General features: G+C 55.7%; 11 protein-coding genes. 3 read left to right on the forward strand and 8 right to left on the reverse strand.

Translation table 11 applies throughout. The features are described from left to right. Positions 1–278 precede the first annotated feature (278 nt). From NMUL_RS03900 to NMUL_RS03920, 5 genes are all read right to left on the reverse strand, one after another. The gene (locus NMUL_RS03900) at positions 279–689 is read right to left on the reverse strand and encodes a GlcG/HbpS family heme-binding protein (RefSeq protein ID WP_011380095.1); all 411 of its coding nucleotides are present in this window, start codon (positions 687–689) and stop codon (positions 279–281) included. 88 nt (positions 690–777) lie between these two features. Next, on the reverse strand, positions 778–2,811 hold the full coding sequence (locus NMUL_RS03905) for a sodium-translocating pyrophosphatase (protein ID WP_011380096.1): 2,034 nt from the start codon (positions 2,809–2,811) through the stop codon (positions 778–780). 163 nt (positions 2,812–2,974) lie between these two features. Next, on the reverse strand, positions 2,975–4,234 hold the full coding sequence (locus NMUL_RS03910; RefSeq protein ID WP_011380097.1) for a 6-phosphofructokinase: 1,260 nt from the start codon (positions 4,232–4,234) through the stop codon (positions 2,975–2,977). A gap of 190 nt (positions 4,235–4,424) precedes the next feature. After that, positions 4,425–5,078: an adenylate kinase gene (gene adk / locus NMUL_RS03915; protein ID WP_041352374.1), complete on the reverse strand. Its 654-nt coding sequence runs from the start codon at positions 5,076–5,078 to the stop codon at positions 4,425–4,427. Between the two features lie 111 nt (positions 5,079–5,189). After that, positions 5,190–7,970: a valine--tRNA ligase gene (locus NMUL_RS03920; protein WP_011380099.1), complete on the reverse strand. Its 2,781-nt coding sequence runs from the start codon at positions 7,968–7,970 to the stop codon at positions 5,190–5,192. Between the two features lie 702 nt (positions 7,971–8,672). On the opposite strand from NMUL_RS03920, the gene NMUL_RS14845 reads away from it, so the two are divergent. Beyond that, positions 8,673–9,782, forward strand: coding sequence for an HAF repeat-containing protein (locus NMUL_RS14845; RefSeq protein ID WP_049783059.1), 1,110 nt, complete (start codon positions 8,673–8,675; stop codon positions 9,780–9,782). A 254-nt stretch (positions 9,783–10,036) separates the two neighbouring features. Here NMUL_RS14845 and NMUL_RS03930 read toward each other — a convergent pair whose 3' ends face one another. The 3 genes from NMUL_RS03930 to NMUL_RS03940 all read right to left on the reverse strand — a co-directional run bounded on the left by NMUL_RS03930 (position 10,037) and on the right by NMUL_RS03940 (position 12,506). After that, positions 10,037–10,444, reverse strand: coding sequence for a hypothetical protein (locus NMUL_RS03930; RefSeq protein WP_011380101.1), 408 nt, complete (start codon positions 10,442–10,444; stop codon positions 10,037–10,039). 86 nt (positions 10,445–10,530) lie between these two features. Continuing rightward, positions 10,531–10,953: a DNA polymerase III subunit chi gene (locus tag NMUL_RS03935; RefSeq protein ID WP_011380102.1), complete on the reverse strand. Its 423-nt coding sequence runs from the start codon at positions 10,951–10,953 to the stop codon at positions 10,531–10,533. After that, the gene (locus NMUL_RS03940; RefSeq protein ID WP_011380103.1) at positions 10,950–12,506 is read right to left on the reverse strand and encodes a leucyl aminopeptidase; all 1,557 of its coding nucleotides are present in this window, start codon (positions 12,504–12,506) and stop codon (positions 10,950–10,952) included. Before NMUL_RS03940 ends, NMUL_RS03935 begins: the two co-directional genes overlap by 4 nt. Before the next feature lie 191 nt (positions 12,507–12,697). Here NMUL_RS03940 and NMUL_RS03945 point away from each other — a divergent pair, with 191 nt between their 5' ends. Both NMUL_RS03945 and xerD read left to right on the forward strand, forming a co-directional pair. Beyond that, on the forward strand, positions 12,698–13,201 hold the full coding sequence (locus NMUL_RS03945) for a methylated-DNA--[protein]-cysteine S-methyltransferase (RefSeq protein WP_011380104.1): 504 nt from the start codon (positions 12,698–12,700) through the stop codon (positions 13,199–13,201). Then, the gene (gene xerD, locus NMUL_RS03950; protein WP_011380105.1) at positions 13,188–14,099 is read left to right on the forward strand and encodes a site-specific tyrosine recombinase XerD; all 912 of its coding nucleotides are present in this window, start codon (positions 13,188–13,190) and stop codon (positions 14,097–14,099) included. The genes NMUL_RS03945 and xerD overlap by 14 nt, the downstream gene beginning before the upstream one ends.

The raw sequence follows: 14,099 nt of genomic DNA on the forward strand, positions 1-14,099 counted from the left end.
CTCAGCCTCAAGTTGATAGAGGGATACGAAGAAAATTAAAAGTAAACTCAGGCGGCAAACAGATAGCGCACGAAGCCTGGGAATATGGGGCGCGCAAGAGGAAATATTCTTTTGCGGGGGCTTGCCATCCCCGGACTTGCCCGCAGCTTGCCAGGAGGAGGGATAGCAGCAGGTTTTGAGGGCAGGATATCCGCTATATATCCTAAGGAACCCTGAACAAATCCTCCGTCGCGGCTGCGAGGAATTTGTTCAGTGGTTCCCTAAGTCAAGCAGTCTTCTCAGGCATTTTTGAAGAGGGCATCCAGTCCTGCCCGGGCAATCTGTGCATCCTGATGGGAGCGCACCCCGCTTACTCCCACGGCGCCGATGAACTGCCCTTCCGCGGCGATCGGTAGCCCCCCCTCGATGGGCAGAGTGCCTGGCAGACCCAGATAACGGATGCTTCCGGCTCCCACCTGTTCTTCCCAGATTTTAGTCGGACGGCGGAATGCAATGGCTGCCCGCGCCTTTTGTATTGCAACTTCGACACTGCCAAATTGTGTTTCATCGAGGCGCAGCAAGTGGATAAGATGAGCGCCGTCATCGACGATCGCAATCACCACCGGCCAGTTGTTGCGCGTGGCTTCTGCTTCCGCGGCGGTGGCAATAATCTTGGCGTCGTCGAGCGTGAGCACGTTTTTTTTATTCATAAAGCAAGCCCTCCGGATATATGTGAGATCTGAGGTCCCAAAACAAAACACGCCGGAAGGTCCGGCGTGTTTTGGAGAACGCGAAAAATTACAACAACGGCACAATCAGGAGCGCCACGATATTCATGATCTTGATGAGCGGATTCACGGCTGGACCCGCAGTATCCTTGTAAGGATCGCCCACTGTATCACCTGTAACGGCTGCCTTATGCGCTTCCGAACCTTTTCCACCGAAATGGCCATCTTCAATGTATTTCTTGGCGTTATCCCAGGCACCGCCCCCGGCAGTCATCGAAATTGCCACGAAAATGCCTGTAATGATCGCACCGATCAGTACCCCGCCGAGAGCAACCGGACCCAGCATGAGGCCGACGATCAGGGGAACGGCAACCGGAAGCAGGGAGGGAAGGATCATTTCCTTGATCGCCGCTCTTGTCACCATATCCACTGCACGCGAGTAGTCGGGCCTGGCTGTTCCTTCCATGATTCCAGGGATTTCCTTGAACTGGCGGCGGACTTCCACTACTACCGAACCGGCGGCACGGCCGACGGCTTCCATGGCCATGGCGCCAAACAGGTAGGGAACCATGCCCCCGAGGAACAGGCCGATGATGACCATGTGATCGGACAAATCAAAGTTTACGCTCTTGCCGCCACTCGAGAGTGCATGGGTGTAGTCGGCGAACAGCACCAGCGCAGCCAGACCGGCAGAGCCGATCGCATAGCCTTTGGTCACGGCCTTGGTGGTGTTGCCCACGGCATCGAGGGGATCGGTGATGTCTCGTACTTCCGAAGGCAGACCGGACATTTCGGCAATGCCCCCAGCATTATCCGTGATGGGACCGTAAGCATCCAGCGCGACGATGATTCCGGCCATGGAAAGCATCGATGTGGCGGCGATGGCAATGCCATACAGGCCTGCCAGTTCGTATGTGATCCAGATGGAAAGACATACGACAACAACCGGCCAGGCAGTTGCCTTCATTGAAATACCCAGACCGGCAATGACGTTGGTGCCGTGACCGGTGCTGGAAGCTTCGGCAATGGAGCGTACCGGTTTGAATTCAGTTGAAGTGTAGTACTCCGTGATCCACACCATTGCAGCGGTGAGCGCCAGGCCAACCAGTACGGAGAGGTAAAGACTGGTCGAGGTAACCAGCTTTCCCTCGATCATTACGCCCTCGCCGAGCATGATGGTCGTGATGGGATAATAGGCAATTGCCGCCAGCCCGCCGGCAACTGCCAAACCACGGTAAAGCGCATTCATGATTTTGCCGCCTTCACGTGCCTTGACAAAGTAACAGCCAATGATGGAAGCAATAATCGAAACGCCCCCCAATACCAGTGGATAGAGCACCGCGTTGGGGCCGGCGTCGGTGATGAGCAAGCCGCCCAGCAGCATGGTCGCGATAATGGTAACGGCGTAGGTTTCAAACAGGTCTGCAGCCATCCCGGCACAGTCGCCCACGTTATCGCCTACGTTGTCGGCAATTACTGCAGGGTTGCGTGGATCATCCTCAGGGATGCCGGCTTCCACCTTGCCGACCAGGTCCGCGCCGACGTCGGCGCCCTTGGTGAAAATTCCGCCGCCGAGACGTGCAAAAATGGAGATCAGCGAGCTACCGAAGGCAACTCCCACGAGGGCGTGAGTGGCTTGCGATTCACTTGCGCCCATGCCGATCAGAAGGGCAAAGTAGCCGGCTACGCCCAGCAAACCCAGACCAACCACCAGCATACCGGTAATGGCCCCTCCCTTGAAGGCAACATCCAGGGCGGCATTGAGGCCGTGCCGCGCTGCTTCCGCCGTGCGTACGTTGGCACGCACCGATACGTTCATGCCGATATACCCGGTCAGCCCCGACAGGAAAGCGCCCAGAGCAAACCCGACGGCTGTCTGCCAGCCCAGAGCAAGAAAGATTGCCATCAGCAGAATAACACCCACTATGCTGATGGTGGTGTATTGGCGGTTCAGGTAAGCCGAGGCGCCTTGCTGAATCGCCGTAGCAATATCCCGCATGCGTTCGTTGCCTGCTGGCAACGCTACAATCCATCTTATCGAAACCACTCCATAAAGGAGTGCCGCCATCGCGCAACCAATTGCGATGATTAAACCAGTACTCATTTAAATCTCCAGTTAAAATCGGCTACGGGGAAACGCATACAAGATGCAGCGTTATCGTTCACAGAGAGTGCTGCTCAGCGGTTGTTCAGTGATTGCTTTGCTGCCGGTACACACTTCTGTGAACAATATGCATGCGCTTCCGGTTACGCCAGGTTAAAGCGACTCAAAGCGTGAAGCCGCTCAATTTTTTCGGGACCGCCACATTCTTCAACCGTACGTAGTCCGGCAGCCCATCCTTGTAGGGTGGATAGTCTTCACCCTCGATAAGGGGCGCCAGATATTCCCGGCACAGGTCGGTAATGCCAAACCCGTCCTCGGTGATAAAGTTCTCAGGCATCATTTTTTCGACATTGGCGACTTGCGACAGCTGAGCCATACCTACTTTCCACTGGTAGGGCCTGGCGGAAATACGTTCTATGGTAGGCATCACGGAGTTATGCCCCTGGACCGCGAATTCCACCGCAGCCTGGCCCATGGCGTATGCTTGCTCAACGTCGGTTTTGGAGGCGATGTGACGCGCGGCACGTTGCAGATAGTCCGCCACACCCCAGTGATATTTGAGTCCGAGTCCCTCCTTCACCATGCTCGCCACCACCGGTGCCACCCCTCCCAATTGCGCATGTCCGAACGCATCGCGCACCCCCTGGTCGGAGAGGAATTTGCCGTCATCTCCTTTTACGCCTTCCGATACCACTACCGAGCAGTAGCCGAATTTCTTGACGCAGCTATCCACTTTGGCGAGGAATTTCTGTTTGTCGAAGCTGATTTCGGGGAAGAGAATGACGACGGGAATTTCACGCTCAGGGCTGGACGCCAGGCCTCCGGCGGCTGCTATCCAGCCGGCGTGCCGTCCCATTACTTCCAGCACGAACACCTTCGTGGACGTTGCTGACATGCTTGCCACATCGAAGCTGGCTTCAAGCGTGGATACGGCGATGTACTTCGCCACGGAGCCGAAGCCAGGACAGCAGTCCGTGATGGGAAGGTCGTTATCCACCGTTTTTGGCACATGAATGGCCTGAATGGGATAGCCAAGTGTGCCGGACAGTTGTGATACCTTGAGACATGTATCCGCTGAATCGCCGCCGCCGTTGTAGAAGAAATAGCCGATGTCATGAGCCTTGAATACTTCGATCAGGCGTTCATATTCCCGCCGGTTCTGTTCAAGGCTTTTCAGTTTGTAGCGGCAGGAGCCGAATGCTCCGGAGGGTGTGTACCGCAAGGCGCTGATTGCGGCATCGGATTCCTGGCCAGTATCGATCAGATCCTCGGTAAGCGCGCCGATGATCCCGTTGCGTCCCGCATAGATCCTGCCTATCTTTCCGCTTTGCTTGCGGGCGGCTTCAATTACCCCGGCTGCGGAAGCGTTGATGACGGCCGTAACGCCGCCGGATTGAGCATAAAAAGCATTTTTTGCTGCCATATTTCTCCCCTGATTATTTAAATCTTCCAACATTTACCGTCAGCGTACGCACGCTTTCTCCCGTGGCGCACCAGTGCTGGCGCCATCATGCATACGGCAACGAGGACTATCGCCGCTGCGTATTGCTCTCTTAGCGAATTAAAACGGCGGTGATACCAGGCTTGAGTTCCACCAGGAGTTTTGACTGAAGCTATCTCAACGATGCAAAAATAGCGTCGCGGATTGTTTCCACTGATCCGGCCCCCGTGATTTTCACATACTTGGGAGCATCTTTTTCGCCACTAGCTGACCATCTGGCGTAGTATTCTACCAATGGTTCGGTCTGGGCGTGATAGATTTCGAGCCGTTTCCGGATCGTTTCCTCTTTATCATCATCACGCTGTATCAGTGGCTCGCCGGTTACATCATCCTTCTCATCGACCCGGGGCGGACTGAATATCAAATGGTAAATACGCCCCGAGGCAGGATGTACCCGCCGCCCGGAGAGGCGCCTGACAATCTCTTCGTCGGATACATCAATTTCAATGACGAACTGGAGAGGCACCTTGGCAGCCTTCATTGCATCCGCCTGCGGGATGGTACGGGGAAAGCCATCAAACAGAAAACCCTTGCTGCAATCCGGCTGTGCAATGCGGGCTTTCACCAGACCGATGATAACGTCATCCGGAACAAGACCGCCCTCGTCCATGATCTTTTTGGCCATGAGGCCCAGTTCGGTGCCTTCCTTGACAGCTGCGCGCAGCATGTCTCCTGTCGATATCTGCGGAATGCCGAAATGCTCCTTGATGAAGTTGGCTTGAGTTCCCTTTCCCGCGCCGGGACCACCCAATAAGACAATTATGATTATTCCTCCTTTTTATAAAGCCCGCTGGCGAGGCGGGAGGCGAGATCCATTTTGTTGTCAAACAAGAGATTATAGCGCAGGCCATCCGCCTCTTGAACTTTTTGACCCGATTCAGCAGCCCAGTTTCTGAAGTTGCTCTTTCAGTTTTCCCAATGTCGTGCTGAAACCGGCAAGGCGTTCTTTTTCCTGTTCCACTACCTTTGCCGGCGCGCGATCCACGAAATTACTGTTGGCGAGCTTGGTTTGCGCCTTTTCCATTTCCGTCTGGACACGGTCGAGCTCTTTGGTCAGCCGCTCACGCTCAGCAGCAATATCAATCTCGATTTTCAGCATCAGCCTGAATTCACCTACGATTGCGACCGGTGCTTCGGCGGGAGGTAAATCCTGTTCGATTTCGATATCCGACAATTTGGCCAGCGCCTTCAGATAAGGAGAAAAACCGGCGAGTGTTTTTACGTCGCCTACGGCCAGAAGGGGTACCCTCGATGCCGGGGAGAGGTTCATTTCTCCGCGCAGCGTGCGGCAGGCATTGATCATTTCCTTGAGTGCAGCGATATTCCCGATGGCGGTGTCGTCGAGCTTGGAGGGATCGGCTTGAGGGTAAGGCTGCAACATGATGCTCACCCCTTGCTTGGCTGCCAGTGGAGCCACGCTTTGCCACAACTCTTCGGTAATGAACGGGATGAGGGGATGGGCAAGTCTTAAAGCCGTTTCCAGGACGCGGGCCAGGGTGCGGCGCGTCGTGCGCTGTACCACTTCGTTGCCGGAATTCAGCTGTACCTTGGCGAACTCCAGATACCAGTCGCAATACTCATCCCAGACGAATTCATAGATTTCGCGGGCCGCCATGTCAAAGCGGTAGTCCTGATAAGCCTGCGCGACCGCGGTTTCCGCCTGTTGCAGCCGGCCGATGATCCAGCAGTCGGCATCCGAATATTCCAGCGGCACCGATTCCACTAAACCGGTATCCTTACCCTCGCAATTCATCAGCACGTAGCGTGCCGCATTCCAGAGCTTATTGCAGAAATTGCGGTAACCTTCGCAGCGCTGCATATCGAACTTGATGTCGCGGCCATGAGAGGCGAGGCTTGCAAAAGTAAAGCGCAGCGCATCGGCACCGAACGCCGGGATTCCCTCCGGAAACTGCTTACGGGTGATTTTTTCGATGGATTCGGCCTGCCGCGGGTTCATCAGACCGCTCGTGCGCTTGGTGATCAGATCAGGAAGTGCAATGCCGTCGATAAGATCCAGCGGGTCCAGCACATTGCCTCTGGATTTGCTCATTTTATGCCCTTCCGCATCGCGGATGAGGCCGGTGATATATACCTCCCGGAAAGGTACTTTGCCGGTGAAATGCAGGGACATCATCACCATGCGCGCTACCCAGAAAAAAATGATGTCGAAGCCGGTGACCAGAACCGAGGTCGGCAGGAATGTGTCAAGCTCCGGCGTTTTTTCCGGCCAGCCCAAGGTGGAGAATGGCCACAGCGCGGATGAAAACCAAGTATCCAGCACATCCTCGTCCTGCACCAGCTTGCGCCCCCCCGCCAGCCGCTGCGCTTCCTCCAGATTATGTGCGACAAAGATGTTATTGTCCTCGTCATACCAGGCGGGAATCCGATGGCCCCACCATAACTGCCGGGAAATACACCAGTCCTGGATATTTTCGAGCCACTGGTTATATACGTGCGCCCAGTTTTCCGGAATGAATTTCACTTCTCCACTTGCCACCGCCTCCAGGCCCCGCCTCGCCAGGCCGTTCATGGTGACATACCATTGATCAGTCAGCATCGGTTCAACGATAGCCTGAGTGCGATCTCCGCGCGGCACCATCAGCTTGTGCGGTTTTGTTTCAACCAGCAGATTCTGTTCTTCCAGGTCGGCGACAATTTTCCTGCGGGCTGCAAAACGATCCAGTCCCTGATACTCGGCGGGCGCCAGGTCATTGATCTTTCCATCCAGGGTAAGAATGCCGAGCGGAACGAGTTTGTGCCGTTGTCCTATCTGATAGTCGTTGAAATCATGCGCGGGAGTGATCTTGACGCACCCCGTACCGAATGCCGGGTCGACATAGGCATCCGCGATGATGGGTATGCTCCGCTCGCATAATGGCAGGCGCACGTGGCGGCCGATCAGGTGACGGTAGCGCTCATCGTCAGGATGCACAGCTACCGCCATATCGCCCAGCATGGTTTCCGGGCGGGTAGTGGCAACAATCAGCCCTTCCGGTTTTGCGCCATCCTGATTTCCCCCCAAATCGTTTTCGAAGGGATAAAGAATATGCCAGAGTGATCCTTCTTCTTCTGCCGATACCACTTCGAGGTCGGAAACGGCAGTTTGCAGCACCGGATCCCAGTTCACCAGGCGTTCCCCGCGATAAATGAGGCCTTCGCGATAAAGCCGCACGAAAACTTCAGTCACGGCGCGGGAGAGTCCCCCATCCATGGTGAAGCGTTCGCGCGACCAGTCGCAGGAGGCGCCCATACGGCGCATCTGGCGGCTGATGGTGGAGCCCGATTCCTCTTTCCATTCCCACACGCGGGCGAGAAACGCTTCACGTCCCAGATCTCGCCGGTCAATGCTCTGCTGATCCAGTTGGCGTTCCACCACGATCTGGGTGGCAATTCCCGCATGGTCGGTACCCGGCTGCCATAACGTGTTATCTCCCCGCATACGGTGATAACGCGTCAGCGCATCCATCAAGGTATGTTGAAAGGCATGACCCATGTGCAGGGTGCCGGTCACGTTGGGTGGCGGCAGCATGATGCAGTATGCAGGCGCTTGATCACCCGCAGTCCCTGCTGGTCCAGGCCTGAAATAGCCTTCGCCTTCCCAGCGCGAATACCAGCGGCTTTCGATAGCCCGGGGATCAAAGCTTTTTTCGAGTTCCATACTGTCGATCGTTTGGTGGAAAACCCGCAATTATAACGGAAGGTGCAAGGGCCGGCAGCGCGGCGCTCCCTCTTGACTGTGCCCCATCTTGTCGGTGAGGGGCATTCCGAGAAAGCATTGGGAATCTATCCCGTTATCCTTATTGAGCCGGGCAGCAAATATAATGAATCTCGTCATTCCGGCCCTGACCCGGAATCCAGCCAAATCTAATGGCGTGCTTCTTGGAATGTTACGGAATACCCGTTTCCGCCGTATGAAGTTTGTACCGTCTGCTCGCCGACTCCACCACAAGCCCGTTTTGCGGGCGCCGGAGGCAGGCCCTAATCAGCTCCTGCACTCTGCTGAAGGCCGCTCATGCCGACTCTTCAGCTTGCTCACTTTCAGGTCTTGCAATCTGCCTTAATCTCGCTTAAAAATAATTGAGATCGGGAAGATTTTGATTGAGGTTTTTCCCGACCGGGGGATAAGCCTGTTGATAACTCGTCAAGCCATGCCGTGGCTTGAGTTCTCTTATTGCTCAAAATACAGTGCCTTGCCATGGCTGGATAGACCGATCGGCTCATATACTTTTTGCCTGACAGATTTTAAGCTGCATTGCCATAATGACAGGTGGAGAGCCATGTGGCGCGAAGGGGAGCGCTGCCGGTATGGGATTGGCAAATGGGAGAGCCTTGCATCTCTGAAACCATTTACTGAGAGAGAATGATGAAAATGACCAATGACTCCAGAATGCAGGGTTTGCTCCCGCTGTTGGTCTTGAGTACCGGATTGTGCTTTGTTTCCCCCGCCTTTGCACAGCTACAACGTTTATACATTCTGGATCTCAAAAGAAACCAACTGATCACTCTTATGCCGAGTGAAATGACGGGTAACGCTACCGGCATCAATAATGCTGGCCAGGTAGCATGGTACGCCATCAAGGAATATGGGCACGCTTTCATCACCGGCCCCGACGGCGTTGGCAGAACCGATCTCAAGACACTGGGCGGTGATTCCAGCGCAACCTTTGGCATTAATGATGCGGGGCAAGTGGTAGGATGCTCACAGACAGCTACAGGTAATTTGCATGCTTTTATTACCGGCCCCAACGGCGTGGGCATGACAGACCTGGGGACACTGGGAGAACGTGCCAGTTACGCCACCAGCATCAATAATGCTGGCCAGGTGGCAGGATATACCGTCAAGGAATATGGGCACGCTTTCATCACTGGTCCCAATGGTGCGGGCATGACCCATCTGGAAAGCCTGCCGGACGGACTCACAACTGTTGCTCATGATATCAATGATGCCGGACAGGTGGTCGGGAGGGGCGTGAGGCACGCTTTCATCACTGGCCGCAATGGCGTGGGGATGAAGGATCTCGGGACCCTGGGTGGAGATTACAGTGTCGCCTATGGCATCAATGAGGCCGGAGAGGTGGTAGGGGGTTCCAGCACGGCTGCCGGTTATACGCACGCTTTCATCACTGGTCCCAATGGCGTGGGGATGACGGATCTCGGGACGCTGGGTGGAGGTTACAGTATCGCCACTGACATCAACGATGCCGGACAGGTGGTGGGATGGTCCACCATGGCTGCCGGTGATAACCATGCCTTTATCACCGGTCCCAATGGCGTAGGCATGATGGACCTTAATTCACTGCCCTGGTTACCGCCCGGATACGTTATAACGGGCGCCATCAGCATCAATGACAGGGGACAGGTCGTCGTTATTGCCGATCTTCCCAAACCCGAGGCTTATATGCTGATATTCGCTGGCCTGGGCCTGATCGGGTTTCTGGTATGGTGGCAGAAGTCGGGAAGCAGCGCCTAGTATCGAGGCATCGCCCCTGATCCCTGCGGGTTTTCCAGGTGAAGTGCGATGGGCCGGGAACGGGCCCCTGTTCCATTATTGTTTTTATGCGTACAAAATTCCTCCGTGCAGCTGAGACTCATGAAACGGTAGGCGTATTTCCCCCGAAGGATGAGGATGAAATTGGGGAGGCAGAAAGGGGAACAGAGAGACTTGTGGGTCGGTCGAGCGTGCAGGCAGGGGAATAATCGAACCCAAGATAAAAAGATCGAAATTTAAAGGCCGAACAGGTGCGATTTCAGTGCCTGTATCAGCGCCTTGCGTGCCTTCGGATTCAAGGCGTTTCCGCTCTCATTCAGCGCCTCATCCAGAATTTTTTCCAGCAGCACGGTTATATCGGCGGGGGAAAGTGTCGAAGGCGCGGAATGCATGACTTCCGTGAGGGTGGGTATATTGGCGTCAGACGGGGACGGGCCGGCGGCGACTTCTGTGAGGGTGGGGATATCCTCTGCTTGTGCTCGCTTCGTCGAGGTTGCGGATAAACGGGGTGAGCCGGCGGCCAAGTGGCTATCGCTGCCAGCCAGCGGCGGGGAGGATACGTCCTGGTGTCTGCTCAGCAGTATTTCGAGCTTGCGCAGAATTTTGTCATATTCATCCTGCGAGGCTTTTTTGCTGTTTGTCATTGAAATGCCGGTTGATAAAGAGAGGGGGCGGAACTCCGGGAATTGATACCTGCTGCGCGATTTGGCATGATTTGGTGTCTGTCTGCCTATACGGCACCAAGGCGGTGATGCCGTATTTCGTAACCACGATCCTGATAAAACCGGTAGCGTTTCCTTGCGGCCTGGGTATCTTCGTCCGTGTTGCCCGCAATTTCAATGAGTCGCCGGAAGCGGCTGAAGAAAGGAGGGTTTTCAGGGCCCAGGTTGAGCAATACATCATCGTGCGGCGGATTCCTTCCACTATCGCTGAGTGTTACCGGCGTGAACTCAGCCAGCTTGTCGTCTGTCTGGCAGTGCGGAATAAAATCGGTCGCAGAGAAAGTCCACAACAACTTATCGATCTGCTCGACCGTAGCCATGTCAGGCGCGTAAATCATGACCTTGAATCCTTTCCGCACGGCTGTTGCAACCAGACGACAGGCGGTATGGAGCCGGTCTCCCCCGCCCGAGTAGAAGTCGATTTCCGTCATTCCTTCGATTTGCGCCGGTTCTTGCGGCTGCCGGTCTCGCCAGTGCTACCGGGTTGTCTGGTAGTCCGGCTGATCAAAAACTGGGTGAGCAGCGGTACCGGACGTCCGGTCGCGCCTTTTTCCTTGCCGGATTTCCAGGCCGTCCCGGCTATGTCGAGGTGCGCCCAGCGATATTTTTTGGTGAATCGCGCCAGGAAGCAGGCGGCGGTAATGGTTCCCGCAGCGCGACCTCCGATATTGGCCACATCGGCGAAATTACTTTTCAGTTGCTCCTGATATTCGTCGAACAGCGGCAGACGCCAGGCGCGATCCACTGCACGCTCCGAAGCATCCAACAGTTCCCGGGCCAGTTCGTCGTCATTGCTCAGCAGGCCCGAGGCAACGTGACCGAGCGCTATGACACAGGCGCCGGTGAGCGTAGCAATATCGATTACTGCTTCCGGTTCGTAGCGTTCGGTGTAGGCCAGCGCGTCGCACAGGATCAGCCTGCCTTCGGCATCCGTATTGAGAATTTCTATGGTTTGTCCCGACATGCTCGTGACGACGTCGCCAGGTTTGGTGGCATTGCCGCCAGGCATGTTTTCGGTGGCTGGAATAATGCCGACCACATTGATTGGAAGACCCATTTTTGCAACAGCGTGAACGGTGCCCAGTACGCTGGCGGCCCCGCACATGTCGTACTTCATTTCATCCATTTCCCCGGCTGGCTTGAGGGAAATGCCGCCCGTATCGAAGGTGACGCCCTTGCCTACCAGCACAACAGGTTTTCCCTTCTTCGCCCCTCCCCAATATTCCAGGGCAATCAGCTTGGGAGGCTGGCGGCTTCCGCGCGCCACGGCCAGCAATGCGCCCATGCCCAGATCCTCCATATCCTTTTGCTCCAGCACCGTCACTTTGAGCTTGTAAGTCTTGGCCATATTCATGGCCTGCTCCGCAAGATAGGTCGGAGTGCAGATGTTAGGTGCAAGATTGCCCAGATCCTTGGCCAGACTCATGCCATCGCCCACAGCCAGTCCTTGTTGCAGAGCCTCCTCACTGGCGGTCTGTTCCTCCTCGGTGAGTGACTTGATAATACCGAGGGTAATTTTTTGCAGCTTCGGCTCGGCTTCCTCGACCTTGCTTTTCAGCCGGTCGAAGCGGTACATGCTCTCCAGCCCGCCGACCGCGATTTGCAGGACTTTCCAGGAGAGATCGCGGTTTTTTACGGGCGCTTCCAGCAGAAACAGAGTGGCATCGGCAGCGCCAGTGTCAGAGAGTGCCTTGAACACTGCGCGTACTGCATCGCGGTATCCCTTGTCGCCGAGTTCCTGCTCCTTGCCAAGCCCCACCAGCAATACGCGCTCGCAGGCGCTGTTGGGCACATTATGGAGCATCAGGGTCGCGCCCGCTTTGCCTTTCATATCCCCCCGGCTCAGGATGCCGGTAATATAGCCGTTTGCAGATTTGTCCAGCGCTTCGGCAGCAGGGGTCAATTTTTGTTGTTCGAAAATACCTGCAACCACACAGGCACTACGCTGTTTTTCGGGTGTTCCGTTCTTTATATTAAATTTCACAGCTTGCTCCTCGATTCAAGGCTTGCGGGCCGATTGTTCAAACCGGATAATGCTTCGATTATCGCCGGACTATTCGCATAAAGTCAAAGCAGATACGGGACCGTTTCCAAAAATCTCATAATGGAATTCCTGTCACTCTGTAATGCGGCTGCACCGTGAGCGGCTGTGTCGGAGTGAGAGGGGAGGAATGGATGATCAGACAGAAGTCGATACGGCGGGTGAAGCCGCCGGAAGATTATCAGGCCAGGCTTGCCACACCGTTTGCCGTGCTGGGCCTTCGCACGGATGAAGACTGGCTGACCGATATAGAATACCTGCCGCCGGATACGCCCACTCTCGTTCCGCAAACTCCTCTCGCCAGGGAAGTATGTGATCAGTTACAGGCCTACCTTGCCGATCCGGGTTTCGTGTTCGACCTGTCACTGCACATCGGCGGGACGGTTCATCAGCGCCGTGTGTGGCAAGCCATCCAGGATATTCCGGCCGGTGCAACGCGCAGTTATGCCGCTATCGCGGTGGAGTTGCATTCCGCCCCGCGCGCAGTGGGGCAGGCGTGCGGAGCCAACCGCCTGCCCATCGTTATTCCCTGTCATCGTGTTATCGCCAAAAGCGGCGGTCTTGGAGGTTTCATGAACGCCAGCGATGGATTGCCGCTCACCATTAAGCGCTGGCTATTGCAGCATGAGGGTATCTGAGCGGAACCCGGAACTGCTCGATGAATTCTGCGATGCGCTGTGGCTGGAAGATGGGCTCTCGCGCAACACAATGGAGAGCTATCGCAGCGATCTGGAGCAGTTCGGTGACTGGTTCGCCCGACAGAAACCGGATGACAGCAGTTTTCTGACGGTCACGCATTCCGATCTGCTGGGATTCATGACGGGCAGGTTTTCCGCTGGAATGAAGGCCAGCACCACTAGCCGCGAGCTCTCGAGCCTAAAGCGGTTTTACCGCTTTCTGTTGCGCCAGGGAAAGATCAATGCAGATCCCACCCTCAATATCGATACACCCAGGCTTCCTCGCAACCTGCCGGTGAGTTTAACCGAGGCCGACGTGGAAGCCCTGCTTGGCGCACCCGACGTGACCTTTCCGTTGGGATTACGGGATCGCGCCATGCTCGAGGTGCTTTATGCAAGCGGCCTTCGGGTTTCAGAGCTTGTGAGCCTGGAAAGTGGACAGATCAGCCTGGACATGGGCGTGGTGCGCATCATGGGGAAGGGGGGGAAAGAACGCCTGACACCGCTGGGGGAAGAGGCGCTGGAATGGATGGTTCGCTACATCAAGGAAATCCGTCCCGGGCTGCTGGATGGAAAATCGAGTAATGCGCTGTTCGTCACTTACCGCGGCGCAGGCATGACCCGTCAGGCTTTCTGGTATCTGATCAAACGCTATGCGCGGCAGGCGGGTATCACGAAGCCATTGTCGCCCCATGGATTGCGTCATGCCTTTGCGACTCATCTGCTCAATCATGGTGCCGATTTGCGCGTAGTGCAATTGCTGCTCGGCCACGCGGATATTTCAACCACGCAGATATACACTCATGTCGCGCGTGAAAGATTGAAAAAAATCCACGAAATGCATCATCCGAGAGGGTGA

Source organism: Nitrosospira multiformis ATCC 25196 (assembly GCF_000196355.1).
Taxonomy (GTDB): domain Bacteria; phylum Pseudomonadota; class Gammaproteobacteria; order Burkholderiales; family Nitrosomonadaceae; genus Nitrosospira; species Nitrosospira multiformis.

Excerpts from the sequence above, each read along its gene's own strand:
- NMUL_RS03910 (WP_011380097.1), bottom strand. The coding sequence starts at position 4,234 with ATGGCAGCAAAAAATGCTTTTTATGCTCAATCCGGCGGCGTTACGGCC.
- NMUL_RS03920 (WP_011380099.1), bottom strand. The coding sequence starts at position 7,970 with ATGGAACTCGAAAAAAGCTTTGATCCCCGGGCTATCGAAAGCCGCTGG.
- NMUL_RS03935 (WP_011380102.1), bottom strand. The coding sequence starts at position 10,953 with ATGACGGAAATCGACTTCTACTCGGGCGGGGGAGACCGGCTCCATACC.
- NMUL_RS03905 (WP_011380096.1), bottom strand. The coding sequence starts at position 2,811 with ATGAGTACTGGTTTAATCATCGCAATTGGTTGCGCGATGGCGGCACTC.
- NMUL_RS03900 (WP_011380095.1), bottom strand. The coding sequence starts at position 689 with ATGAATAAAAAAAACGTGCTCACGCTCGACGACGCCAAGATTATTGCC.
- NMUL_RS03930 (WP_011380101.1), bottom strand. The coding sequence starts at position 10,444 with ATGACAAACAGCAAAAAAGCCTCGCAGGATGAATATGACAAAATTCTG.
- NMUL_RS03945 (WP_011380104.1), top strand. The coding sequence starts at position 12,698 with ATGATCAGACAGAAGTCGATACGGCGGGTGAAGCCGCCGGAAGATTAT.
- xerD (WP_011380105.1), top strand. The coding sequence starts at position 13,188 with ATGAGGGTATCTGAGCGGAACCCGGAACTGCTCGATGAATTCTGCGAT.
- NMUL_RS14845 (WP_049783059.1), top strand. The coding sequence starts at position 8,673 with ATGATGAAAATGACCAATGACTCCAGAATGCAGGGTTTGCTCCCGCTG.